This window comes from Roseovarius faecimaris (genome assembly GCF_009762325.1).
Lineage (GTDB): Bacteria > Pseudomonadota > Alphaproteobacteria > Rhodobacterales > Rhodobacteraceae > Roseovarius > Roseovarius faecimaris.
Map to the genome: position 1 here is coordinate 3008009 of NZ_CP034348.1, position 23218 is coordinate 3031226.

Sequence of the window (23218 nt, forward strand, 5' to 3'; positions counted from 1 at the left end):
AAAACCCGCAAATGCTCCCCACCCTGTAATATAGGGGAGTCTCCGCGGTTTCCCTAGGGTCTGCTTCTCAGCCATAGATATGACCTCTGAAATTTGTTCTAAATGTGAAAATTAAGGCAAATTCCCCCCTTAATGGTTCTCCATTCGGGAACAATTGCGGATTTGCTCCCGCATTGAAGGAGGAGGTGCAACAGACTCTCCCAAGGCGTGTAAAACAAGGGCTTACACAAGCAAACCGCGCGTCACAAAACGGTGCGGCGGCCCCTCGGATCGCGCGGCTGGCCCAGAATGGGCGGGGTCACCGCCCCAGGGCTGCGCGCTGTGCTGTCCGTCCGGCCAAAACGGATGCGCTCGGCATAGCCCAGAACCGCGCCCGCCATCAGCCAGACAAACGGCACCAGCGTGTCATTCAGAAGCATGTCCACCAGGGTGATCGCCAGGCAAAGAGCCACCGCCGCGGCAAGCGGCGACACCACTTGCGAGCCTGACTTGCGGCCATACCAGCCCAGCAGAATGAGCGGCAGCGCAAGAAGCCCCATCTCGCTCAGATACCCGAGCCAGCCATAGGTGCCGAAGGTCAGAATCCAGCGCCCGTCGGGGATAGTCAGGATCTCGGACGTCTCGATATCACGCACCAGGTTACGGCCCCACCCGCCCCAGCCAAAGAGCAGCTTTTCCTTGGCGCGCTCCAGCAATTGCTCTTCATTTCCAAAGCGATAGTTCAGCGAGTGCGCGCGTTCGGGATTGATCGCCTCGGCTTGCGCCAGGATCCAGTCCAGCGGGATCAGCCCGAGGTTGCGCAGCACCGGGTAGCTTACCGCCAATGCGCCGAAGACCAGCGCCAGCAGAAGCTGCAGACGCACGCTTGCCAGAAAGATCACCGGCAGTATCGCCGAGGCATAAAGGATCGACGCCAGGCTTTTGCACAGCAACAGAACCGCCGCGAGATAGACCGTGGCCATGAACAGCTTGGCCTTCATCTGCGTCTCGGCGCTGCGTTGCAGGGCGGCGGCGGCCACCACCGTGTAGACGAAGAACAGCGCAATCCAGAGCCCATGCGGCAGGAACACGATGGGCCGGAACCCGCCGCTGCGTATCATCTGCTCGAAACTGTGCTGGAAGAAGCCGTAGACCATGATGTTGATCTGCGGGCTGAACCGAATTTCGATCAGCGCCAGCACCGAATAGGCCAGCCCGGCGATCAGCAGCGCGCGTAAAAGCTCGCGCATCCCCTCTTCGGTGGCGAAGAAATGCCGCCCCAGCAGAAGCGGCAGAAGCACGATAAGCTGGTTCGACAGCACCGAGGCGATATCGATCGTGCGCAACCCCGGCAGGCGGTCGGTTTCGAAGATGATCGGATCAGACCCCACCATGACCTGAAACAGCAAGGGGTCCGAATTGGTCAGCACCGTCGGGATCGCCCCCAGCACGAAGCCCAGCATCAGCACCCGCGCCGTCCACATCCGCGGCCAGAGAGCGATCCGTTCCCTGAGCAGAAACAGCGCCAGAGCAAAGGCACAGATATTGGGGATCGAGAACTTGTCCATATCCGGCACGAGCGGCAGGTCGAACTCGGCCAGCGGCGGCAGCAGCAGATAGCCCGCCAGCAAGGACCAGATCACCGCCCGCTGCGGGCTGAGTCTGCGGAACAGCAGCACACAGACCAGCGGCCAGATCATCAGGGCCAGATATGCAAGCGCGTTGGGCATGTTCGGTGCGGGTTGTCCTGTCGCGGCCTCTTGCGGGCCAGTTTGATATGGCCGAGCTTAGCACGGATGCCCGGCCCCGTCGCCCGCCCAGCGTTTCCAATGCGGCATTTCAGTGTTTACATGGCACACAAACCACGCAAGCCCTTGGCGAAAGAGGGATATGCCGGGTAAAGGGAGGCAGGCTCAGGGAGCGCGTAACACAAGTGCAGTTTACCTTTCACACCCGGACGATCACCGTCAACATGCCCACGCGCGGCCAGTTGATGGAGGAAATCCACCGCCGCTTTGCCGCGCGACAGGGCTTTGCGCTGGCCACGGTGAACCTCGATCATCTGGTCAAGATGCAAGGCTCCGAGGGGTTCACCGCCGCCTATGCCGCGCAGGATCTCGTGGTCGCTGATGGCTGGCCCATCGTGGCGCTTTCCCGTCTGGCGCGCCGCCCGGTCGAACTGATGCCGGGCTCCGATCTGATCCTGCCGCTGTGCCATCTGGCCGCCGATACCGGCGTGAAAGTGGGTTTTGTCGGCAGCACCGATGAGGCGCTTGAGGCCGCGCGCGAGGCGTTGCAGACGACGGTGCCAAAGCTTGATGTGGCCATGGTCCACGCCCCGCCCATGGGTTTTGACCCCGAGGGCGCAGCAGCCGCAGAGATTTTGGAAGAGCTTGAAAGCAAAGAAATTTCCCTGTGCTTTCTGGCCCTTGGCGCGCCAAAGCAAGAGGCTCTTGCCGCGCGGGGCCGCCGGGTTGCGCCGTCGGTCGGATTTGCCTCCATCGGCGCGGGGCTCGATTTCTTGTCGGGCCGGCAGCACCGCGCGCCGCGCCTGTTTCAGCGGCTCGGACTGGAATGGCTCTGGCGCGCGCTCTCCAGCCCCCGGCGGCTGATCCCGCGCTATGCCAGATGTTTTGCCATCCTGCCCGCACAGGTGGGCCACGCGCTCAGTCTGCGCCGCCGCACGCCATAGCACCGCCCCGGACCTGATCCGCTGAGATCCCGCGTCACGGCGCGCAAGGGTTTACTTGTATTCGATAATGCCGCGTCTCTGGCCCCGCCAGCGCCCGACATAATAACCCAGCGCGCCCTGCGCTTCGGCGAATTTGCCAAGCACGCTCAGCATCGCCCGCGCCCAAGGCCGTGGCCCTCCGTCACGCAGCGCCAGCCGGATCACCTGCGCCGGATAGGCCAGCGCCAGAAGCAAGGCCCAGGGCCAGACCAGCGCGCCGAGCAGGATCACCACGGGCAAACCCGCGCCCCAGACCAGCGCCCGCCGCGTTTCGCGCACCCAATGCCGCTCGGGCGGGGCACCGTGCAAGGCCGCCCCTTCGGCAAAGGCATGGCCGGCGCGGCGTGTCCGCTGCCACCACTGGCCAAAGCGCGTCATCGCCGCGTCATGCCAGGTCATCTCGGCATCGAGCCGCTCAATCCTCCAGCCCGCCTGCCTGAGCCTCACGCAAAGCTCCGGCTCTTCGCCCGCGATCAGATCATCGCGGTAAAGACCAACCTCCTGCAAGGCCGACAGCCGCATCATGGCATCGCCGCCACAGGCGCTGGCCGGTCCGACGGGCGTGTCCCATTCCATGTCGCAGATCAGGTTATAGAGGCTCGACCCGGGGTGCCGCTCGCGCCTGCGCCCGCAGACCACCGCCAGTTTCGGATCGGCGTCCAGCGCGTCCTGCGCGCGCATCACCCAACCTTCTCGCAGCGCGCAATCACCGTCCAGCAGCTGGACATACTCCACCTGCGTCCCGTTGAGCCGTTTCAGCCCGGCATTCCGGGCCCGCGCCGCCGTAAAGGGTTGGCTCATATCCAGCGCCACCACCTCGGCCCCGTGGGTCTGCGCCACCTCGACACTGCCATCGGTCGAGCCGCTATCGACATAGATCACCGGCGAAAGCTGCCCGGGCAGCGCCTCCAGGCACGCCCTGAACCGCGCCCCCTCGTTGCGCCCGATGATCACGGCAGCAATCCGGCTCATTCCGCGATCTCGCGCAGATAGGCCTCGAACGCCGCCGACCGCTGAAGAAAGCCCGCGTCCTGCAAGGGGCGCAACCCGGCAAACCGCTCGGCCTGCTCGGACCACAGGGTCAGGTCCGGATCGGCGCGGAACTGTTCCAGCCGCCTGCGGTCCTCGCCATGCGGGATCACCCCGCGCGCGGCGGTATCGGCATCGCGGGCCATGGGCGCGTTGGTGAACTTGTAATGCTGGATCAGGGCGCTGAAATCAGCGCAGGTCACGCCCGCCGCCACATGCGGATGCACGCCCGGCGCCACACCGGGCAGCACCTTCACCAGCGGGTGCTTGGTCAGACAGCACGCTTCGCCGAACACCCGCGCGCGCGTCCCGCCAAACAGCACCGGGATCTCGGCATTGGCCACCCGGTTCTGCGCCAGGAACCAGGCAAAGCCGATCCCGGGGTCATGATAGTCGCGCGCGTCGGTGTCGCGCAGGTCGTAATAGACGAACTCGCGCAGCGCTTCCTCATAGCTCATCTGCCCGGCATCCTGCAGCGGCAGACGCGGGAACATCTCCAGCATCTGCGCCACAAGCGCGGTGTAGCCTTCGCGCTCCAGATAGGCCACCAGCCCCGGCAAACCGATCTGCGCGGCACGGTCGAAGGTGAAAATCTCGTCCATATCCGCGTAAAGCACCCAATGCCCCGGTGCGCAGGTCTCGGCGGCATGACGGCGCAGGTCATTCTCGACCTCGCCCCAGGGCAGGGTTGATTGCAGCACCGTGCAATCCGGCTGGGTGGCCAGCCGGGTCAGCGTGTCATCGGTCGAGCCATTGTCGCAAAAGACGAAATGCGCCGCCCCAAGACCGCGGTAATGGGCGAGAAACGCATCGAGGTAAAACGCCCCGTCGCGCACCAGCGCAATCACCACCACGTCACCCGGGCCGATCAGTGGCTGCCCCGGCCCCGAGAGATGCCGAACCGAGCGGCGGAACCGGCGGTGATGCAGCGCCTGCGCCAGCCGCCGCCGCACCCGGGCCCAAAGCGAGGGCGACGGCGTGCTCATAGCCCGATCATCCGCGCGATCAGCACGACCACGGCGACGGGCAGGAGGCTGACATGCAGAATATGGTCGAAGTAATTGCTGCTGCCGATCCGCAAGACCCAGGCCGCCTGCCCTGCCACGGCGATAACAGCGATGATCCCATGCCCGCTCAGCGCCGCATAGGCACAGAGCGCCAGCACCATGCCGCCCACCGGCAGGGCGCGATACCCCACCCGGTAAGGGTCGAACGGCATCAGCTCGAACGTGCAGATAAGAAAGGCCGAGTAGAACAGGATGAAGGCAAAGAGTTCCAGCGCGCCGAAGGGTGCGAAGGACACGCCCACCGCCCCCAGCATATGCCGCAGCATCAGCAAAGGCAGCACGATCCCGATCGGCTCCAGCAGCGCCGCCAGCCCGCGCACCACCATGTTCTGGCGCAGCAATATGGCGGCACCGGCCCCCAGCACCAGCCCGACCGGCAGCCCGAGAGCCCCCCCGACAAAGAGCGAGACCAGCCCCCAGCACAGCCAGCCCAGGATCAACGCCAGGCTCACATCTGTCAGCCGCTCGTTCATTGCTCCAGCACCCATGCCATGTTGAAATAGAAGGCACGAATGCCCCGCTTGGTGCCATGCGAATAGCTCAGCACGAACCCGTCCTCGCCCAGACGCCGCAGCATCGGATAGCGCGCATCGCCTCCGTCTTTCTCCAGCTCTTTCAGCACCCGCCAGGTCAGACCCTCGTCCTCTGACAGCACCAGTCGAAGCGTGTCGGCGGCGGCCGGCTGGTCGTTCATCGCCATCAGGACAAGCCCGTTGCCAAGCGCCAGCGCGGCCACCGGCGCGCTCGGGTTGGCGATGTCGATCGGTTGCGCCACGCTCCAGCTTTGCCCGCCATCCTCGCTGCCCGAGATCAGCAGCCGCCCGCCCGGCTCGAAGTTGCGCAGGAACGCCACCGCGTCGGTCTCGTTCAGCGGCACGACCATGGGCTGGATCGGCTTTGTCCGCTGCCCCGTCATGCGCCGCGCGTCACAGACCCGACCATGCCTGTCGAAACGGATGAAGCTGCCATAGGTGGCCCCCATTTCGAAATAGGCGGGCAGGGCATAGGTGCCGTCGGCCATCGCAACCATCGGCGATTTGACCAGATACGACCGGTTGAGGAATGGCGACAGGCTGAGCTTTTCAGCCAGGGCCGGGCCCCGGGGCCCCATCCGCACCCGCGCGATCGAGGCCATGGCCCAGCCGCCGACCGAGACGACAGTGGCAAAAAGCGAATGCGGATTTGCATCATCCTGCACCGTGTTGCCCAGGGTCACGACAAGCTGATCCGGGGTGAAGGCATCCGACAGCTCGCCCCGCGTCATCATCAGGTCCGGCCCGACGGTCTTCCAGCCCTGCGTGCCGGGACAAAGCCGCACGCCACGGATGTCGACATCGGCCTGCGCCTCTTCCGACCCCTCGAACCAGGCCAGGACAACATCGCCGTCGTCCAGCAGAATCGCCGGAGAATGCGCCTGCCCCGTCTCGGCAGTGTAGTCGAAGATCTTCTCGAAACGCGCAGCGTCCACCGGCGTCACGGTCTCCGGCGGCACGAAGCGCCAGACAAGCCGGGGCTCCCGGCGCCAGGCCAGAACGGTGAGCCCAAGGCTCACCAACGCCATTATCTGGATGAGCACGCCCTCCATGCCCGGCTCACGCCACCTTCAGCACGATTTTGCCAATATGGTCACCCGCCTCCATACGGGCATGCGCCTGCGCGGCCTCGGCAAGGGCAAACTCGCTGTCCATCACCGGGGCCACCCGGCCCGCATCGAGCAGCGGCCAGACCTGCCTGCGCAGCGCCTCGGCAATCCGCGCCTTGGCCAGATCGCTTTGCGGGCGCAGGGTGGAACCGGTGATCGTCAGCCGCCGCATCATCACGGGGGTAAAGTTCAGTTCGACCTTCGGCCCCTGCAGAAAGGCGATCTGCGCAAGCCGGCCCTCATCGGCCAGCGCCTTGATATTGCGTGGCAGGTAAGACCCGCCCACCATGTCGAGGATCAGGTTGGCCCCGCCTTCGGCCCGCAGGATCTCGACGAAATCCTCTTCGCGATAGTTGATCGCGCGCTCCGCGCCCAGCTCCGCACAGACCTTCGTCTTGGCGTCGGACCCGGCGGTGGCGAAGACCCGCGCGCCGAAACCCGCTGCCAGCTGGATCGCCGTGGTGCCGATCCCCGAAGACCCGCCATGCACCAGAAACCGCTCTCCCGCCTGCAGGCCGCCGCGCTCGAAAACATTGGTCCAGACGGTAAAGAAGGTCTCGGGCAGGCAGGCCGCCTCGCGCAGGCCCATCCCCTCCGGGATCGGCAGGCAATGCGCGGCGGGCGTGGCCACATACTCGGCATAGCCGCCGCCGGGCAGCAGGGCACAGACCTGATCGCCCGGCCCCCAGCCGGTCACGCCCTCGCCCACGGCCACGATCTCGCCCGAGGCTTCCAGACCGGGCAGATCGCTCGCGGTGGGCGGCGGCGCATAAAGCCCGGCCCGTTGCAGCGCATCCGGGCGGTTGACCCCGGCCCAGGCCACGCGGATCACGACCTCACCGGGGCGCGGCTCGGGGATGGGACGGGTTGTTTGCTTCAGCACCTCGGGCCCGCCGGGCGCGGTGATCTCGATGGCGTGCATGGATTGGCTCATCTTTTGTGTTCCTTATTTCGGGCCCGACCAGCGGCCCGGCATACCTGTGGGGGACGGCGCGTCCGGGGCCTTGATACGGCTCAGAAAGGCCAGAGGACCGGCCATCAGGCCACTGACCAGCTTGTTGTCGCGGGCCTGCGCCTTGAATTTTTCAAACTGCATCACATTGTCGATGCGCCGGTCCAGAAAGTCCCAGCTTGCGGCGTGACCGGGGCTGTCATCCCCCAGCCAGTAAAGCACGGTCGAGCTGTAAACCCCCGACAACGTGGCGCGTTTGGTGTACCAGTTGATATCGCGCGAGGTGTCCCCGAGTGCCGTCCAGATATGATCGCAGGTGTTCCAGATCAGCCGCGCCCCATCCCCGGCATAGGGCGGCAGGGCAAAAAGCGCCATGCCCCGGCGCACCAGCTCCTTGTCCTCGACCGCCTCCAGACGCGCGCGCACGGCAAAGGCCACCCGGTCGCGAAACCGCATGCCGCTCAGGTCGGTCTCCTCAAGGCGGCGGAGCATCGCCTGATCTCCGGCCTCGTGATAGGCCACCGCCAGATCGACCGCCCCGCGCGGGCAGGCAATACGGACCATCGCCGCATCGAGCCCGGCATCCCGGGCGGCTTCGCGCAGGGTCGTCTCGCTCCAGCCGTCAAACGGGACATGCGCGAGCGCGGCGTCGAGAAGCTGTATTTTCGGGTCGGTTTCCGCCATCAAACACCCCATCGAATTGACTCGACCGCACCCTAGACAAATAAATCGGGCTTTGCTATACGGCCACTTCCTGCAAATCCTTGCAACTTCAACTTAGAAAGGTGGTGAAAACCACATGCAGGTAACGGTTCGCGACAACAATGTCGATCAGGCGCTTCGTGCCCTGAAGAAAAAGCTGCAGCGTGAAGGTGTGTTTCGCGAAATGAAGCTCAAGCAACATTTCGAGAAGCCGTCCGAGAAAAAAGCACGCGAGAAAGCCGAAGCCATCCGCCGCGCGCGCAAGCTCGCCCGGAAAAAGGCCCAGCGTGAGGGGCTGCTCTAAGCATCCCGTCCAGCTTTGGATGACCAGAGATGACGACCCCCGGTGCCTTGTGCTCGGGGGTTTGTCTTTTCCGGGGCAGTGGATCCAAAGGAGTGGCTGCGCCACGCTCTTTTTGTTTGGTGATGGGGGGCGCTGCCCCCCAAACCCCCCGGAGTATTTCCGGAACGCTGAAAGCAGGACCGCCCGGGCAGAAGCGCGGGGGGCTTGATGCGCCGGGCCGGGTGGCCTATTTGGGCCGCATCGCCGTGCGCGGCGCTTTGACAAAGGTCTGCCATGCCCAGTGCTCTTGAAATTGACCGGATGATCCTGGCCCTGATTGTTTTCGTTCTGGTGCTGACGGTGGGCATTTACCTGGTCAGCCCGACCTATTTCGCATTGAGCTATGCCGCCGAGGACCGGCTGGTGGAATACGGCACTGCGGTTTCGCTTTTCGTGGCCTGCCTGATCCTTTTGCGCAACGGGATGCGGCTCAGGGGGCGGGCGACAAAGCTTGCCGTTGGGCTGACGTTTTTCTATGCCTTCATGTTCTTTTTCGGCGCGGGCGAAGAGATCTCCTGGGGTCAGCGCATTTTCGGCTGGGAAACCAGCGAAGCGATGAAACAGATCAACCGCCAGGACGAAACGACGATCCACAATATCGAGATCGGCGGTGTGGCGCTGACCAAGCATCTCTTTGGTCCGGTGCTGACCGTAACGATCCTGCTCTATCTCATGGTCCTGCCCCTGCTATACCCGCGTGTGGCCGGGATCAGGGCCTGGGCCGATCGCATCGCCCTGCCGGTGCCGGGGCGGCGGCACGCGGTGCTGGCGCTGCTGAGCACCATCGTGATCGCCCTCATCAGCGTGGACCGCAAGTGGGAAGTTTATGAGCTGATCTTCGGTCTGCTCGTGGTGTCGATCTTCCTGCTTCCGCAGAACCGCGAGCATGTGCAGTAGGCCGCTCAGGGGCCTTTCTCGATGATTTTCCCCGTGACGACAGGACGCCAACCCGATTTGGCTCCTCCCCAGTTCACAAGCCCGATGGTGGGCTGTGCTGTGTGGAGTGTGTGTCATGAACAAGATGATTGCCGAATGTATCGGCACCTTTACCCTCGTGCTTTTGGGCTGCGGCGCGGCGGTGATCGCCGGGGCGGATATCGGCCTGACCGGGATCAGCTTCGCCTTCGGGCTGGCGCTGATCGGGATGGCCTATGGCATCGGCCCGGTCTCGGGATGCCATATTAACCCGGCGGTGACGCTGGGCGTGGTGGCCGCGGGCCGGATGCGGATGGGCGAGGCCATCGGATATATGATCGCGCAGGTGGCGGGTGCGATTGCGGCCGCGCTGGTGCTGATGATCATCGCCTCGGGCAAGGCGGAGTATTCCATCGCCGAGAACGGGCTGGGCCAGAACGGCTGGGGTGCGGGCTATCTGGGGGAATACGGCATGGCTGCGGCGTTTCTCTTTGAAGTTGTCGCCACCTTCCTTTTTGTGGTCGTGATCCTTGGCGCCACGGGCGCAGGCGCGCCTGCGGCGATGGCGGGGCTGGCGATTGGCCTGACGCTCGTGGTCATCCACCTTGTCGGCATCAACGTGACCGGCGTGTCGGTGAACCCGGCGCGCTCTATCGGGCCCGCGCTGTTTGCCGGGGCCACAGCACTCAGCCAGCTTTGGCTGTTCATCGTGGCGCCCGTCATCGGCGGCGTGCTGGCGGGGGTGCTGTTCAAATCCGGTCTGCTCGACAGTCAGGGCGACTGAGCCTTGGTCGGGGACGGGGTCAGATGATCTCGTCCTCGTCAAAGAGGGGGGCGGCCTCAAGATGGGCATTGACCCCCTCCGCGGCCGCATCGGCCTGCGGTGTGCGCGCGATGTGAAACAGCGCATCGCCCTCATAGACCACCGGCATGATCGTGCGCCCGATGACGATGCCTTCGCGGCTCGCGGTCAGCTCTGCCTCCACATCGCCGAACGGGTCCGTCACCGCCCCCAGCACCGTGCCGGGTTCCACCGTATCGCCAATTGTCAGGTAACCGCGAAACACACCGCCCGCCGGCGCACGGTACCAGTGCGATTCGGTGCACAGCACCGGCTCCGCCCCGGCCTCCGGCAGGCTTTCGGCGCCGATCATGCCGAGGTGATGCATCACCCGCAAGATCCCGGCCACCCCGGCGCGCGCGGCCAGCTCGTCAAAGCGCAGCCCCTCGCCCGCCTCATAGAGCAGCACATCCACGCCTTCCGCCTCGGCCGCCATACGCAGCGACCCGTCGCGCAGCTTGGAATACATCATCACCGGCGCACCAAAGACCCGCCCCAGCTCGGCCAGCCGGTCATTGTCGGGCGTCAGCCGGATCTGCGGCAGGTTGGTGCGGTGAATGGCGGCCGAATGCAGGTCGATCCCCACATCGGACCGCGTCACCACCTCGCGCATGAAGATATGCGCCAGCCGTGAGGCCATCGACCCTTCGCTGAGCCCCGGAAACACGCGGTTCAGATCACGCCGGTCCGGCAAATAGCGGGAATGGTTGAGAAACCCGAAGGAATTGACGATCGGCACCGCCAGAAGCGTGCCCGCGATCTCATCCAGCCCCTCGGCCTTGAGCAACCGGCGCACGATCTCGACGCCGATCACCTCATCGCCGTGAATGGCGGCCGAGACAAACATGACCGGACCGGGCCTGCGCCCGTGGATGACATGCACCGACAGATCCACCGGCGTGTGGTCCGACAGCATACTGACCGGAATGTTCACCGTCTCGCGCGTGCCCGGCGCGATGCGGTGATTGTTGATCTCGAAGGCGTCGCGCGTGGTCACGATGGTCTCTTTGCCCTTTTGACTGCATGCGATACGCAAAATTGCGGGCCAAGTCCATTGGGATCGGCTTGCAGCTTCGGCACGGCAGTGACAGTGTGGCGCGCAACGCGCGGGGGCATCCCGCAGCCGCAGATTTTCACGGTCAAAGGAGCAAAGAAATGATCGAGAAACGCCAGTTTTACATCAACGGTGCCTGGGTCGATACGATTGACGGGCGCGACCATCACGTGATCAACCCCTCGACGGAAGAGCCTTGTGCCGTGATCTCGCTGGGTGGGCAGGCCGACACCGATGCCGCCGTTGCCGCCGCCAAGTCCGCACTGCCCGGCTGGATGGCGACACCGCCCGCCGAACGCATCGCCGCCTGTCAGCGCATCCTCGAAGAGTATCAGAAGCGCCCCGAAGACATGGCGCAGGCGATCAGCCTCGAGATGGGCGCGCCCATCGACATGGCCCGCCAGCAACAGGTGGGCGCGGGCACCTGGCATATCAGCAACTTCCTGAAAGCCGCCGAAAGCTATCCGTTTGACGCGCCGCTTGGCGATCACGCCCCGAATGACCGCATCATTCACGAGGCGGTAGGCGTCGCGGCCCTGATCACCCCGTGGAACTGGCCGATGAACCAGGTCACGCTCAAGGTCATCGCCGCCCTCATCGCGGGTTGCACCATGGTGCTGAAACCGTCGGAGGAAAGCCCGCTCAACGCGCTGGTCTTCGCCGAAATGGTGGATGCCGCCGGTCTGCCGCCGGGGGTGTTCAACCTCGTCAACGGCGATGGCGCGGGCGTGGGCAGCCAGCTCACCGCGCACCCGGATGTGGACATGGTCAGCTTCACCGGCTCGTCCCGCGCGGGCAAGCTGATCTCGAAAGCCGCCGCCGACACGCTCAAGCGGGTCAGCCTCGAACTGGGCGGCAAGGGCGCGAACCTGATCTTTGCCGATGCCGATGAGAAAGCCGTCAAGCGCGGCGTGCTGCATTGCATGAACAACACCGGCCAATCCTGCAACGCCCCCACCCGGATGCTCGTACAGCGCGAGATCTATGACCAGGCGGTCGAGACAGCGGCCGAAGTGGCCTCGTCCATCACCGTGGGCCCGGCCAGCGAGGAAGGCCGCCATATCGGCCCGGTGGTCAACGAGGTGCAGTTCAACAAGATCCAGGACCTGATCCAGAAAGGGATCGACGAAGGCGCGCGGCTTGTCGCGGGCGGCACGGGGCGGCCTGACGGGCTGAACCGGGGCTTTTTCGTCAAGCCCACGGTCTTTGCCGACGTGACCAACGACATGACCATCGCGCGCGAGGAAATCTTTGGCCCGGTGCTGTCGATCATGGCCTTCGACACCGAGGAAGAGGCGCTCGCCATTGCCAATGACACGATCTATGGCCTGACCAACTATGTCCAGACAACGGACCCCGCAAAGGCCAACCGCTGTGCGCGCCTGTTGCGCTCGGGCATGGTCGAGATGAACGGCCAGGGCCGCAGCGCGGGCTCGCCCTTCGGCGGCATGAAACAGTCGGGCAACGGGCGCGAAGGCGGCACCTGGGGCATCGAGGATTTCGTCGAGGTCAAGGCCGTCTCGGGCTGGACGCCCGGCGCCTGAGCCATCGCCGATGCTGCTGCGCGCCTATATCCTGCATCTGGTCCGGGCCACCGCCCGGCGGGACAACGCGCAGCAGCTTCGCGAGGCCTGCGGCGTGCCGGGCGGGCTCTGGCCTGCGGTGGACGGGGCCAACATGTCCTCCACCGACCTGTCGGACGTGGTCGGCGCGCAGCTTTTCGAACCGGAATACCCCTTCACCCTGAAGACCGGCGAGATCGGCTGTTTCCTCAGCCACCGGCAGATCTGGGCCGATCTGCAAATGCGCGACGAGGATGCGGCGCTGATCATCGAGGATGACGCCGCCCTTGATCCGGACATCTTCCCGCGTGCGCTGGAGCTGGCAAGCAGCAACATATCCGCGCTTGGCTATATCCAGTTCCAGACCCGGACCGCAGAGGGCCCCGCCGCCCTTGTCGACACCAACGGCCCCTGTCAGCTTACCGTGCCGCAACTCGGCGGCCTGCGCACCACCGCCCAGATGGTCAGCCGCGAGGCCGCCGCCCACCTGTTGCACCTGAGCGAAATCATCGACCGGCCCGTGGACACATTTGTGCAAAGCCACTGGCACACATTGCTGCGGCCCGCGCGGATTTTCCCCTCCGGCGTCAGCGATATCGCGGATCAGCTTGACGGCTCCACCATTCAGTCCGGCAAAAAGCCCCTGCTGGAAAAGATCGGCCGCGAGTTCTCTCGGGGGCGCTACCGCCGGGCCGTCACCCGGCTCTCCGCGCAAAGCAACGCGCCGCTCAAAGGCGGGCTCGATCATGGCTGAGCGCCGCGTCTACTCCCGGCTGTTCGGCGGTGCGGGCAACCAGCTCTTTCAATATGCCGCCGGGCGCGCACTCGCTGACCGGCTGGGCTGCGAACTGGTGCTCGATGCGCGCTATGTGGCGCGCAGTCAGGACCGGGGCGACTGCTTTGCGCATTTCTCGAACGCGCGGTTCACCCGCGATGCCCCCCTGCCCCCCGCGAAACAGGACGGGCTGATCCGCTACGGGCTGTGGCGGCTCTTCGGGCGCAGCCCGGCGCTTTACCGCGAAAACGGGCTGGGCTTCGATCCAAGGCTGGCAACTCTGCCCGCGGGCACCTACCTGCATGGCTACTGGCAATCCGAGCGCTATTTCGGCGACACCGCCCGCCTGCGCGAGGATCTGCGCTTCACCACCCCGCTCGATGCGGCCAACGCGGCCATGGCCGACCGGATCGCGGCCGCGCAAACCCCGGTCTCCTTTCATGTGCGGCGGGGCGACTACCTTGCCGCCGGGGCCTATGCGGCCTGTTCGCCCGAATATTACCGCGCGGCGGCGGCGCAGCTTGCCGATACGCTCGGCCCGCTCACCTGCTTCGTCTTTTCCAATGATCCGGCCTGGGCGCGGGACAATCTGGCGCTGGGGCAGGAGACGGTGGTGGTCTATATCAATGACGAAACCGGCGGGCATTTCGACATGCACCTGCAATCGCTTTGCGCGCATCACGTCATCGCCAATTCGACCTTTTCCTGGTGGGGCGCCTGGCTCAACCCCTCCCCCGACAAGCAGGTGATCGCGCCCAAAGACTGGTTTTCCGAAGGGGGGCTGTCCAATCCCGACCTTCTGCCCGCAAACTGGACGCAGCTCTGAGACACCGCTCTTCGGGCCCTTACGTGCCCGCCTCGCGAGGCCGCCTGTCAGGGCGGATGAGCAACTTCCCCTGCCCTGCCAAACCCTCTAAGACAGGCGTCATGAAACTCACACCCGAGATCGCCAAGGCCCGCTTCCTGCCCGAGACGGTGCACAAGCGCGATGTGTTTTCCGAAACCATCTCGGGCCAGCTTGACGGCGTCCCGGATCTGCCGGTCGTGCTGCGCAAGCTCGACGGGGTGCCGCTCTGGGCGCGGCCCGTCGCCTGGTGGCTGGCGCGCAAGGAAATCAGGGGGTTGCGCGCAGTGCAGGGCATCGAAGGCTGCCCCCTTCTGATCCGTGCCGACCGTACCGGCCTGTTGCGCAGCTGGACCAAAGGCACACCGCTTCAGCTTGCCAGACCAAGCGACCCGGCCTGGTACCGCGATGCCAGGCGGCTGCTGCGCGAGATGCGCCGCGCGGGTGTGACCCATAACGATATCGCCAAGCCGCAGAACTGGCTGATGACGCCCGAAGGCCGTGCCGCCGTGATCGACTTTCAGCTCGCCACCGTGCACCGTCGGCGCGGCCGCCTCTTCCGCACCATGGCGCGTGAGGATCTGCGCCACCTGCTCAAGCAGAAACGCGCCTATGCGCCGGAGCTTCTGACACCATCCGAGCACCGCATGCTGAAACGCAAGGCCCTGCCCGCGCGGATCTGGATGGCCACGGTCAAACCGGCCTACAACTTCGTCACCCGGCGGCTGATGAACTGGTCCGACGGCGAAGGCACCGAGGACCGGATCGAGCGGGACGGCCCCGCCCTGCGCACCGCCCTGCTGGCGCATCCGGAAGTTTCGGATGTGGCGCTCTGCACCTATGCGCTGCCTGCCAAGGGCGTGGGGCTTTATGCCTTTGTCGAAACCGGTCTGGAGGCGGACGCGCTGGCAAAGCTGGCCCCGGCCCCGCGCCCGGAATTGATTCAGCCTGTCGCCGCCCTGCCCCGCCACGCCGATGGCACCCCGCGCATGGACCTGTTGCAGCTTGTCGCCACCAACCGGCTGGATGAGTTGGAGGAGGTCCTGAAGCAAGATCCCGACCTGGAGCGCGGCCTGAAGCCGCTGATTGCCCAGCGGCTGAACCTGACGGACCGGATTCTGAGATAAACCGGTGGCAGGTGCGTGAGATCACGCACCCTACGGTCAGAACGGCGCTTTCGCCCGAAAACTCATGCCGCGCCCGCTTTCGGGGTGGCTCAGCCGCAATTCCTCGGCATGGAGCATCATCCGCGGATGGTCCAGTGCCGCGCCGTCCGCATAAAGCGGATCGCCGAGGATCGGATGACCCAGGCTGAGCATATGCACGCGCAGTTGATGGCTCCGCCCGGTCCTCGGCATCAGCCGCACCCGGCTCTCCGTGTCGCCCGCCTTCAGCACCCGCCAGTCGGTCACCGCCTCCTTGCCGGTCTCGTGACAGACCTTCTGCCGCGGCCGGTTGGGCCAGTCCACGATCAGCGGCAGATCGACCGTACCGGTCTTGCCCCCGATCCGCCCGGCCACGCGCGCGACATAGGTTTTCTTCACCTTGCGCTCTTCGAACTGCTTCGACAGATGCCGCTGCGCATGCGGCGTCAGGCCAAACACCATCACGCCAGACGTGTCCCGGTCCAGCCGGTGCACCAGAAGCGCCGTCGGAAACGCCTCCTGCACCCGGCTCAGCAGGCAATCGGCCAGATGCGCGCCCTTGCCCGGCACCGACAACAGCCTGGCAGGTTTGTTCACCACCACGATCTCGTGGTCCTCATGCAGCACATCCAAGGGCGTTTGCGGGGGGTCATAGTCGCTCATGTGCCGGGCTCTACACCAAGCGACAGGAGGGCGCCACTCCCCAACGGGCTTGCAATGGTGCGGGCGGGTCCTAAGCTGCACCCCAAACCCCATTGAAAGGTCATTCAATGATCAACAGCGCGCATACCGGCACGAACGGCGCCTATGACGTGATCGTCATCGGCGCGGGCGCGGCGGGTCTTGCGGCCACCAGGAAGCTGTCCAGCGCGGGCGTGTCGGTGATCTGCCTTGAGGCCTCGGGGCGGATCGGGGGCCGGGCCCATACCGATCACCAAATCTTCGGCATCCCCTTCGACCGGGGCGCGCATTGGCTGCATGATTTCAAGCGCAATGCCTATGCCCGGATCGGCCGCAAACTGGGCTTCGATCTCTACAAGGTGCCCGAGCATTACCTGCTGCATGGTGCAGAGGACCCGGACCCGATCTGGGACATGTTCGACGCCATGGGCGATCACCTGAGCGCGGTGGCACAAAGCTCTGAGGACAAGCCCCTGTCAGAGGCGCTCGACCTGTTCCCCTGTGATGACCCCTGGGCGCGCACCGCACGGTTCATGCAATGCTTTCCCAACGCTCAGGATGAAACGGCCCTTTCCCTGCACGACTGGTACAATTACGAGGACGGACCCGACTGGTTCTGCAAACAGGGCTTCGGGGCGATTGTCGCAGCTTTCGGTGACGGGCTGCCGGTGCGGCTCAACACGCCCGTCACGGCCATCGCGCGCACCGCCGCCGGTGTGGAGGTCACAAGCAGCGCCGGCACGGCCCGTGCCCGCGCGGTCATCGTGACCGTCTCACAAGGCGTGCTCGCCGCCGAGGCGATCCGCTTCGACCCACCTCTCGGCAACGCCCGGCTCAGCGCCATCGACGGTATCCGCATGGGCCATTACAATCACAACGTCCTGCACCTCGCCCCCGGCGCGCTGCCGGTGCGGCCCGACACATGGATCACCTACCGGATCACCGAAGAAAAACACGGCGCGCCGCAGGGCGGCGGGTTTCTCTGCGATGTGAGCGGTTCGGGCCTGACCTATTTCGAAACCTCCGGCAGTTTCGCCCGCGATCTGGAAGCGGCAGGCGAAAAGGCCGCTCTGGCCTATGCGACCGACACGCTGGCCGATCTTTTCGGTGCGGAAATCCGCAAGGCGGTGATCAAGGGGCACGCGACGACCTATGGCCGGGATCCGCTGTTTCGCGGCTCCTATTCCGGTGCGCGTCCGGGGGCGGCGGCACAGCGCAAGACCCTGCGCCAGCCCCATGCCGACCGCATCCACTTTGCAGGCGAGGCCACACATCTCAGCCAGATGGCCACCGTCTCAGGCGCGCATAAATCCGGGCGCCGCGCGGCAAAGGCCGTGCTGGCACAGCTCCATGGGCCGGACCAAGTCAGCTAGACGCGGGTCGGCCAGTGCAGCAGCCGCGACAGGGTCAGCCCGCGAAACGTCTTGTTGCTGCGCTCTGTGCGCGTGACCAGCGGCATCGGCCAGAACCCGCGCGACACGAAGCGCCCGCCCCGAATGACCGAAGAGTTGCGCTCCTTGCGCGAGATCAGCGGCATGGGCCAGAAGGCGCGCGACACGTGGCGGCTTCCCCCGATGGCCGAGCGCCGGTCGCGCCGCGGGCTCAGCAGGCGCAGGCCCAACCCTTCCGATATGGGCCGCCCTTCATACCTGCTTCGGTCGATCCGCATGGTCAGAAACAGCGGATGATCCTTCAGAATATTGGGCGCGTGGTCCGGCCCGTCGGGCATGTAATAGTCGTCGGTGATCCCCTTCACCGGGATCGCCTTGCGCTTGGCAAGCTCCGTGCGTGTGATCGTCGCTGCGGTCAGCGGCACATGCGTGGCCCGCACCACAAGAAGCGCCCGGCCTTTCTTGAGCGCCTCGGCATAGGCGTCAATGGCGCTGTCATGCACCCCGGCGCGGCTCATCCTGGCCTTGAGATCGGTCTTGGCCCTGCCCGGCGGGGCCGGGATCAGGTCGATGGCGCGTCGGGGAAGGCGGCGATCAAGCAGCTTTTCCACCGCCTTGCGCGCCTCTTGTTCGTCGAACAGGCGTGTGATGACTGTTGTCATGGGACCTCCACTGCGGTTTGTCTGCTGTCCGGCAGCGCCCTGCCGGTCTGGGATTGGCCTGTCTCGTCCGCGCGCGGCTTCAACACCGGAAGCAGCACCGCGCAGGCAAGCGCCAGGCACAGGATCTCGATCGAGAATACTATAGTGTAGGGCGTTTCCACCGCCGCGCCAGCGCCAGCGCCAGCGCCAGCGCCAGGATCAAGCCCGACGATCACATCGCGCACAAGACCCGCAAGCGCGATGCCGATACCCGCCGCTGTTGCCTGAACCGCGCCCCACGCCCCCAATGCCAGGCCAACGCGATCCTTTTGGGTTGCGCGCAGCGTCGCGGTCAGCGTGGCATGACCAAAAAGCCCCGTGCCCAGCCCGGTCAGCGCCGTGCCCAGCAAAAAGGCCGGCACCCCGGCCCCAAGCGAGGAGGCAATGATCGCCGCGAAGCCGACAATGCCCAGAAGCGTGCCAAGCACGCTGATGCGGCCTGGCTGCGCGGCCCGGTCCAGCGCCCAGGACGCATAGGCAAAACCCAGCAGCGTGCCGCTGGCAAAAAGCGCGGTCAGCTTGGTCGTGCTGGCCACCGACAGACCAAGCGCCTGCCCGCCATAAGGTTCCAGCAAAACATCGGCCATGCCGAACCCGAACGTGCCAAGCGCGATCACAAAGAGAAGCCGCTTCATGCCCGGGGCCTGCATCAGCTCCGCGAAGGCATCGGCAAAACGCTGGCGCCGCATGGTTTTCATCGCTTGCGCACGCTCCCGGTCACGCGCTTCCTGTTTCCACAAGGCCAGCAGGTTCAGCGCCACGGTCACCACCGCCGCGCCCTGGATCACCTGGATCAGCCGCCCGGGCGTATAGGGCTGCAACAGCGCCCCGAAGACAAGCGCACTCACCACCATGCCCAACAGCAGCATCGCATACATCAGACCCACCACCTTGGGCTGGTCGTCTTCTTTCACAAGGTCCGTCGCCAAAGCCAGGCCAACGGTCTGCACCATATGCACCCCGGCCCCGACCAGCAGAAAGGCAAGCGCCGCCGAACTGATCCCCAGCCAGCGCGGCGCATCCACTGCCTCGGCATAGCCCGACAGCACCAGAAGCGAGAACGGCATGATGGCAAACCCGCCAAACTGATACATCGTGCCTTTCCAGATGTAAGGCACACGCCGCAGCCCCAGCGCCGAGACATGCTGATCCGATCTGAACCCGATCAGCGTGCGGAACGGGGCAAAGACCAGCGGCAGCGCCAGCATCATCGCCACCAGCGAGGCAGGCACGTCAAGCTCGACGATCATCACCCGGTTGAGCGTGCCGATCAGCAGCACCAGCGCCATGCCCACCGTGACCTGAAACAGCGAAAGGCGCAGAATCCGCGACAGCGGCACCTCCGCCGTGGCCACATCGACAAAGGGCAGGTATTTCGGCCCGAGGGCCGTCAGTTTGCGCATGGCAAAGCTGCGATAGTCGAACATGGTCATCACCCTCTGCGCCGCCCGGGCGTCATCGCCGGCCGCGCGTCTGATCGGTGAGCAAAAGCGAACGGCCCGCCACTCGAGCGGCGGGCCATGCGCGTCAGTTCTGGAGGGTCTGCACCGAGGCCAGCGTCGTCTCGGGCCGTTCCAGCACCGCCTTCATGACCGTGCCATCCGACAGGATCAACGTCACATCGCCGCTGCCGTCCTGTGATGGAACCACATAATTCACCTTGGCGGTGTCCGCTTTCTCCTGCGTCATGGCGGCGGTCTGATCCCCCGCGCCAATCGGCTGGCCGGACAGGTAATCGGACACCCAGGACGTATTGCTCAACACCGCCACATGCACGGCAAACGAGCTGACAGCCACAGCGCTCAGAAACAGCGGGATGCCCACGGTCGGCTTCACAACGAGCCACATTTTCGCATTATTCATGACAGGCCTCCCTTATCCAAGCCAGGGCGTTGTAACCGCCACCAGCACATGCGCGATTGCCGCGATCACACCAAACACCCGCGTGCCGTCAATGAGGTAGCTATGCACCTCCTCGGCTTCTTCGAGCGTCAGGCCGGTCGGCCAAACTTTATCACTGTCTGCCATTTTAGTTCCTCCGTTGGTCATAGCTTGCAGCGGCGACCAAACGCTCGGAATGGCCATGCCACCAATGAAAACTGCATAAAAATTACTCACCACTATGTCAGTCATAGTTAACATAAACAAGTGTGTTGTTTGCTTTACATTGCCAACTGTGATGTTTTCGCTTTCTATAACATTTTCATACAATTAAACGCCTCCTGACGCTCAGAAAGCGCATCTGAAGGTGGCTGTTTTGCTGAATATTGGCGTGTGTGTCGGGGCAGCGTCCGGCGCGGGGCCGGTCCGTATCACTGCTGAGTCGCCCGGCTCCGCACAGGGCCTGCACGGCCGCGGGGGCAGGCGGCCGGCCCCGCAATCTCGGGCGGGGCCGACCTTGGTTTTGCGCTGTCAGACCTTCACGCGTTCGGCCTTGGGGTCATACATCGGGCGCAGGCTCACCTCGGCGCGCACGCGTGAGCCGCAGACGTCGATCTCATAGGTCGAGCCCAGCACATCGGCCGCAGTTTCGCCCTCGCAGGGCACATAGCCCATGCCGATGGCGGCCCCCAGCGTGTGCCCGTAATTGCCCGAGCTGAGATAGCCCACATACGCGCCATCCCGGATAATCGGTTCGTTATGGTAAAGCAGCGGCTCCGGATCGGTCAGCCTGAACTGCACCATGCGCGCTTTCGGGCCGCTCTCCTTGCGCGCCGCCACGGCGGCCTTGCCGATGAAATCGGGCTTGGAGAGGTCCACCGCAAAGCCGAGCCCCGCGTCGATGACGTTATCCTCGCAGGTGATGTCATGGCCGAAATGGCGGAACGCCTTCTCGATCCGGCAGCTGTCCATCATATGCATCCCGCACAGCTTCAGCCCGTGGTCCTGCCCGGCCTCCCACAGCGTCTCGAACACATGGCCCGACATCTCGGCGGGGATATACAGCTCCCAGCCCAGCTCGCCCACATATGACACGCGGTGCGCGCGCGCCAGGCCCATGCCGATCTCGATCTCCTGCGCCGTGCCGAACGGATTCACCTCGTTCGACCAGTCGGCGGGCGAGACAGCTTGCAAAAGCTGGCGAGCGTTCGGCCCCATCACCGCCAGCACCCCTTCGGTCATGGTCACATCCGTCACCACCGCGCTGAAGCCGCCCATATTGCGCCGCAGCCAGGTCTGATCCGCCAGCCGCGTCGCCGCCGGTGTCACCACCAGATAGGCCGTCTCGGTCAGGCGCGTGACGGTCACATCCGCCTCGATCCCGCCGCGCGCGTTCAGGAACTGCGTATAGACGATCTTGCCCACCGGCACGCTCATATTGGCGCCGCAGACATGGTTCAGGAAGGCCTCCGCCTCCGGCCCCTCGACGCGCAGCTTGCCGAAGCTGGTCATGTCATACATGCCCACATTCTCGCGCACGGCCTTATGCTCGGCGGCAGCATTCTCGAACCAGTTCTGCCGCTTCCAGCTATAGCGATACTCCCGCTCCTGCCCGTCATTGGCATACCAGTTGGCGCGCTCCCAACCCGCCACTTCACCCATCACCGCGCCCCGCTCCAGCAGGTGATGATGGAACGGCGTGCGCCTCACTCCGCGCGCCGTGGCCTTCTGGCGATAGGGGAAGTGATCGGCATAGAGCAGGCCCAGCGTCTCCTTCGAGCGCTCGAAAAGGTAGTGCTTGTTGCCCTGGAAGGGCTGCATGCGGCTGATATCCACATCGCCCAGATCAAACGGTTTCTCGCCACTGTCCATCCACTGGCTCAGGGCATGGCCCGCACCCCCCGCCGACTGGATCCCGATGGAGTTGAATCCGCAGGCGACCCAGACATTGTCCATCTCCGGCGCAAGACCCAGGTGATAGGCATCGTCGGGCGTGAAGCTCTCAGGCCCGTTAAAGAAGGTGTGAATGCCCGCCTCCGCCAGCATCGGCAGCCGGTTGCAGGCATTTTCCAGGATCGGCTCGAAATGGTCGAAATCCTCCGGCAGCTGGTCGAATTCGAAACTGTCGGGAATGCCGTTCATGCCCCAGGGCTTGGCATTCGGCTCGAACGCGCCCAAGAGCATCTTGCCCGCGTCTTCCTTGTAATAGGCGCATTCATCCGGCACCCGCAGGACCGGCATCTGGGTCAGCCCCTCGATGGCTTCGGTGACGATATAGAAATGCTCGCAGGCATGCAGCGGCACGTTGATCCCCGCCATGCGGCCCACTTCATGGCCCCACATGCCGGCACAGTTCACGATCGCCTCACAGGCAATATGGCCCCGGTCGCCATCCTCGGCCACCCAGTCCACCCCGGTCACGCGGCGGCCGGTCCGGGCGATACCCGTCACCTTCACGCGCTCCTTGACGGTCGCTCCGTTCTGACGCGCACCCTTGGCCAGCGCCAGCGCGATATTGGCCGGGTCCGCCTGCCCGTCGGTGGGCAGCCAGACACCGCCCTTCACCCCGTCGAGATTGATATGCTCATAGCGTTCCTTGACCTCCGCCGGGCTCAGCTCTTCGACCGGCACGCCGAAGGCGCGCGCCATGGCGGCGGCGCGATAGAGCTCCTCCAGCCGCTCTGCGGTCAGCGCGGCAGACACCGACCCCACCTGCCGCATGCCCGTGGCCACGCCGGTCTCTTCCTCCAGACCCATGTAAAGCTCGGCCGAATAGCGCGCCAGCTTGGTCATGTTCGAGGTTGCGCGCAGCTGACCGATCAGCCCTGCCGCGTGCCAGGTGGTGCCGCTCGTGAGCTGCTTGCGCTCCAGCAGAACCACGTCGCTCCAGCCCAGCTTGGCCAGGTGATAGGCCACCGAGCAGCCCACGACGCCGCCGCCAATGATGACCACGCGGGCCTGTTGAGGTAGTTCCATTTCCGTC

General features: G+C 65.0%; 23 protein-coding genes. 9 read left to right on the forward strand and 14 right to left on the reverse strand.

The annotated features are described in order from the left end of the window. Positions 1–242 precede the first annotated feature (242 nt). On the reverse strand, positions 243–1709 hold the full coding sequence (locus EI983_RS15115) for a hypothetical protein (RefSeq protein WP_157708193.1): 1467 nt from the start codon (positions 1707–1709) through the stop codon (positions 243–245). Positions 1710–1912: 203 nt separating this feature from the next. Between EI983_RS15115 and EI983_RS15120 the strand changes: the two genes are divergently transcribed. Continuing rightward, positions 1913–2671, forward strand: a complete 759-nt coding sequence (locus EI983_RS15120) for a WecB/TagA/CpsF family glycosyltransferase (protein ID WP_246162203.1) — start codon at positions 1913–1915, stop codon at positions 2669–2671. A gap of 51 nt (positions 2672–2722) precedes the next feature. On the opposite strand, the gene EI983_RS15125 is transcribed toward EI983_RS15120, so the two are convergent. The 6 genes from EI983_RS15125 to EI983_RS15150 are packed head-to-tail and all read right to left on the reverse strand — an operon-like array spanning position 2723 to position 8084. Continuing rightward, on the reverse strand, positions 2723–3682 hold the full coding sequence (locus EI983_RS15125; protein ID WP_157708194.1) for a glycosyltransferase family 2 protein: 960 nt from the start codon (positions 3680–3682) through the stop codon (positions 2723–2725). Beyond that, positions 3679–4725 (reverse strand): glycosyltransferase family 2 protein, encoded by a 1047-nt coding sequence (locus tag EI983_RS15130; protein ID WP_157708195.1) that lies wholly within the window; start codon positions 4723–4725, stop codon positions 3679–3681. Before EI983_RS15130 ends, EI983_RS15125 begins: the two co-directional genes overlap by 4 nt. Further along, a complete protein-coding gene (locus EI983_RS15135; RefSeq protein ID WP_198389315.1) occupies positions 4722–5279 on the reverse strand; it encodes a hypothetical protein in 558 nt (185 codons plus the stop codon). The genes EI983_RS15130 and EI983_RS15135 overlap by 4 nt, the downstream gene beginning before the upstream one ends. Continuing rightward, positions 5276–6391 (reverse strand): exo-alpha-sialidase, encoded by a 1116-nt coding sequence (locus EI983_RS15140; protein ID WP_157708197.1) that lies wholly within the window; start codon positions 6389–6391, stop codon positions 5276–5278. The genes EI983_RS15135 and EI983_RS15140 overlap by 4 nt, the downstream gene beginning before the upstream one ends. A gap of 7 nt (positions 6392–6398) precedes the next feature. Further along, a complete protein-coding gene (locus tag EI983_RS15145) occupies positions 6399–7382 on the reverse strand; it encodes an NAD(P)H-quinone oxidoreductase (RefSeq protein WP_157708198.1) in 984 nt (327 codons plus the stop codon). A gap of 12 nt (positions 7383–7394) precedes the next feature. Then, positions 7395–8084 carry a COQ9 family protein gene (locus tag EI983_RS15150; protein ID WP_157708199.1) on the reverse strand — a complete coding sequence of 230 codons (690 nt, stop codon included), beginning with the start codon at positions 8082–8084 and terminating at the stop codon, positions 7395–7397. Between the two features lie 115 nt (positions 8085–8199). Between EI983_RS15150 and rpsU the strand changes: the two genes are divergently transcribed. From rpsU to aqpZ, 3 genes are all read left to right on the forward strand, one after another. Next, positions 8200–8406: a 30S ribosomal protein S21 gene (gene rpsU / locus EI983_RS15155; RefSeq protein WP_074220072.1), complete on the forward strand. Its 207-nt coding sequence runs from the start codon at positions 8200–8202 to the stop codon at positions 8404–8406. Between the two features lie 273 nt (positions 8407–8679). Continuing rightward, on the forward strand, positions 8680–9342 hold the full coding sequence (locus EI983_RS15160; protein ID WP_157708200.1) for a hypothetical protein: 663 nt from the start codon (positions 8680–8682) through the stop codon (positions 9340–9342). Positions 9343–9457: 115 nt separating this feature from the next. Next, positions 9458–10144, forward strand: coding sequence for an aquaporin Z (gene aqpZ, locus EI983_RS15165; protein ID WP_157708201.1), 687 nt, complete (start codon positions 9458–9460; stop codon positions 10142–10144). A gap of 19 nt (positions 10145–10163) precedes the next feature. Here aqpZ and EI983_RS15170 read toward each other — a convergent pair whose 3' ends face one another. Continuing rightward, the gene (locus tag EI983_RS15170) at positions 10164–11198 is read right to left on the reverse strand and encodes a succinylglutamate desuccinylase/aspartoacylase family protein (RefSeq protein ID WP_246162205.1); all 1035 of its coding nucleotides are present in this window, start codon (positions 11196–11198) and stop codon (positions 10164–10166) included. A gap of 158 nt (positions 11199–11356) precedes the next feature. Here EI983_RS15170 and EI983_RS15175 point away from each other — a divergent pair, with 158 nt between their 5' ends. The 4 genes from EI983_RS15175 to EI983_RS15190 all read left to right on the forward strand — a co-directional run bounded on the left by EI983_RS15175 (position 11357) and on the right by EI983_RS15190 (position 15563). Next, positions 11357–12799 carry an aldehyde dehydrogenase family protein gene (locus tag EI983_RS15175; protein ID WP_157708202.1) on the forward strand — a complete coding sequence of 481 codons (1443 nt, stop codon included), beginning with the start codon at positions 11357–11359 and terminating at the stop codon, positions 12797–12799. A 10-nt stretch (positions 12800–12809) separates the two neighbouring features. Beyond that, on the forward strand, positions 12810–13571 hold the full coding sequence (locus EI983_RS15180; protein ID WP_157708203.1) for a glycosyltransferase family 25 protein: 762 nt from the start codon (positions 12810–12812) through the stop codon (positions 13569–13571). Then, the gene (locus EI983_RS15185) at positions 13564–14418 is read left to right on the forward strand and encodes an alpha-1,2-fucosyltransferase (RefSeq protein ID WP_157708204.1); all 855 of its coding nucleotides are present in this window, start codon (positions 13564–13566) and stop codon (positions 14416–14418) included. The genes EI983_RS15180 and EI983_RS15185 overlap by 8 nt, the downstream gene beginning before the upstream one ends. A gap of 101 nt (positions 14419–14519) precedes the next feature. Beyond that, positions 14520–15563 carry a phosphotransferase gene (locus EI983_RS15190; protein WP_157708205.1) on the forward strand — a complete coding sequence of 348 codons (1044 nt, stop codon included), beginning with the start codon at positions 14520–14522 and terminating at the stop codon, positions 15561–15563. A 36-nt stretch (positions 15564–15599) separates the two neighbouring features. Here EI983_RS15190 and EI983_RS15195 read toward each other — a convergent pair whose 3' ends face one another. Then, positions 15600–16244 (reverse strand): RluA family pseudouridine synthase, encoded by a 645-nt coding sequence (locus tag EI983_RS15195; RefSeq protein ID WP_157708206.1) that lies wholly within the window; start codon positions 16242–16244, stop codon positions 15600–15602. A 107-nt stretch (positions 16245–16351) separates the two neighbouring features. On the opposite strand from EI983_RS15195, the gene EI983_RS15200 reads away from it, so the two are divergent. Then, entirely contained in the window at positions 16352–17635 is a 1284-nt protein-coding gene (locus EI983_RS15200; RefSeq protein ID WP_157708207.1) for a flavin monoamine oxidase family protein, read from the forward strand. Here EI983_RS15200 and EI983_RS15205 read toward each other — a convergent pair. The 5 genes from EI983_RS15205 to EI983_RS15225 all read right to left on the reverse strand — a co-directional run bounded on the left by EI983_RS15205 (position 17632) and on the right by EI983_RS15225 (position 23211). Continuing rightward, entirely contained in the window at positions 17632–18315 is a 684-nt protein-coding gene (locus EI983_RS15205; protein WP_157708208.1) for a hypothetical protein, read from the reverse strand. The genes EI983_RS15200 and EI983_RS15205 overlap by 4 nt on opposite strands. Beyond that, positions 18312–19781, reverse strand: a complete 1470-nt coding sequence (locus tag EI983_RS15210) for a PucC family protein (RefSeq protein WP_157708209.1) — start codon at positions 19779–19781, stop codon at positions 18312–18314. Before EI983_RS15210 ends, EI983_RS15205 begins: the two co-directional genes overlap by 4 nt. A 100-nt stretch (positions 19782–19881) precedes the next feature. Continuing rightward, positions 19882–20217: a light-harvesting protein gene (locus tag EI983_RS15215; RefSeq protein WP_157708210.1), complete on the reverse strand. Its 336-nt coding sequence runs from the start codon at positions 20215–20217 to the stop codon at positions 19882–19884. Between the two features lie 12 nt (positions 20218–20229). Continuing rightward, entirely contained in the window at positions 20230–20382 is a 153-nt protein-coding gene (gene pufB / locus EI983_RS15220) for a light-harvesting antenna LH1, beta subunit (protein WP_157709114.1), read from the reverse strand. Positions 20383–20766: 384 nt separating this feature from the next. Then, the gene (locus EI983_RS15225) at positions 20767–23211 is read right to left on the reverse strand and encodes a GcvT family protein (RefSeq protein ID WP_157708211.1); all 2445 of its coding nucleotides are present in this window, start codon (positions 23209–23211) and stop codon (positions 20767–20769) included. Positions 23212–23218: the final 7 nt, after the last annotated feature.

What these genes read in the sequence shown, in the direction of transcription:
- EI983_RS15115 (WP_157708193.1), bottom strand. Translation starts at nt 1,709, where the DNA reads ATGCCCAACGCGCTTGCATATCTGGCCCTGATGATCTGGCCGCTGGTC.
- EI983_RS15125 (WP_157708194.1), bottom strand. Translation starts at nt 3,682, where the DNA reads ATGAGCCGGATTGCTGCCGTGATCATCGGGCGCAACGAGGGGGCGCGG.
- EI983_RS15130 (WP_157708195.1), bottom strand. Translation starts at nt 4,725, where the DNA reads ATGAGCACGCCGTCGCCCTCGCTTTGGGCCCGGGTGCGGCGGCGGCTG.
- EI983_RS15135 (WP_198389315.1), bottom strand. Translation starts at nt 5,279, where the DNA reads ATGAACGAGCGGCTGACAGATGTGAGCCTGGCGTTGATCCTGGGCTGG.
- EI983_RS15140 (WP_157708197.1), bottom strand. Translation starts at nt 6,391, where the DNA reads ATGGAGGGCGTGCTCATCCAGATAATGGCGTTGGTGAGCCTTGGGCTC.
- EI983_RS15145 (WP_157708198.1), bottom strand. Translation starts at nt 7,382, where the DNA reads ATGAGCCAATCCATGCACGCCATCGAGATCACCGCGCCCGGCGGGCCC.
- EI983_RS15150 (WP_157708199.1), bottom strand. Translation starts at nt 8,084, where the DNA reads ATGGCGGAAACCGACCCGAAAATACAGCTTCTCGACGCCGCGCTCGCG.
- rpsU (WP_074220072.1), top strand. Translation starts at nt 8,200, where the DNA reads ATGCAGGTAACGGTTCGCGACAACAATGTCGATCAGGCGCTTCGTGCC.
- EI983_RS15160 (WP_157708200.1), top strand. Translation starts at nt 8,680, where the DNA reads ATGCCCAGTGCTCTTGAAATTGACCGGATGATCCTGGCCCTGATTGTT.
- aqpZ (WP_157708201.1), top strand. Translation starts at nt 9,458, where the DNA reads ATGAACAAGATGATTGCCGAATGTATCGGCACCTTTACCCTCGTGCTT.
- EI983_RS15175 (WP_157708202.1), top strand. Translation starts at nt 11,357, where the DNA reads ATGATCGAGAAACGCCAGTTTTACATCAACGGTGCCTGGGTCGATACG.
- EI983_RS15180 (WP_157708203.1), top strand. Translation starts at nt 12,810, where the DNA reads ATGCTGCTGCGCGCCTATATCCTGCATCTGGTCCGGGCCACCGCCCGG.
- EI983_RS15185 (WP_157708204.1), top strand. Translation starts at nt 13,564, where the DNA reads ATGGCTGAGCGCCGCGTCTACTCCCGGCTGTTCGGCGGTGCGGGCAAC.
- EI983_RS15190 (WP_157708205.1), top strand. Translation starts at nt 14,520, where the DNA reads ATGAAACTCACACCCGAGATCGCCAAGGCCCGCTTCCTGCCCGAGACG.
- EI983_RS15195 (WP_157708206.1), bottom strand. Translation starts at nt 16,244, where the DNA reads ATGAGCGACTATGACCCCCCGCAAACGCCCTTGGATGTGCTGCATGAG.
- EI983_RS15200 (WP_157708207.1), top strand. Translation starts at nt 16,352, where the DNA reads ATGATCAACAGCGCGCATACCGGCACGAACGGCGCCTATGACGTGATC.
- EI983_RS15205 (WP_157708208.1), bottom strand. Translation starts at nt 18,315, where the DNA reads ATGACAACAGTCATCACACGCCTGTTCGACGAACAAGAGGCGCGCAAG.
- EI983_RS15210 (WP_157708209.1), bottom strand. Translation starts at nt 19,781, where the DNA reads ATGTTCGACTATCGCAGCTTTGCCATGCGCAAACTGACGGCCCTCGGG.
- EI983_RS15215 (WP_157708210.1), bottom strand. Translation starts at nt 20,217, where the DNA reads ATGAATAATGCGAAAATGTGGCTCGTTGTGAAGCCGACCGTGGGCATC.
- pufB (WP_157709114.1), bottom strand. Translation starts at nt 20,382, where the DNA reads ATGGCAGACAGTGATAAAGTTTGGCCGACCGGCCTGACGCTCGAAGAA.
- EI983_RS15225 (WP_157708211.1), bottom strand. Translation starts at nt 23,211, where the DNA reads ATGGAACTACCTCAACAGGCCCGCGTGGTCATCATTGGCGGCGGCGTC.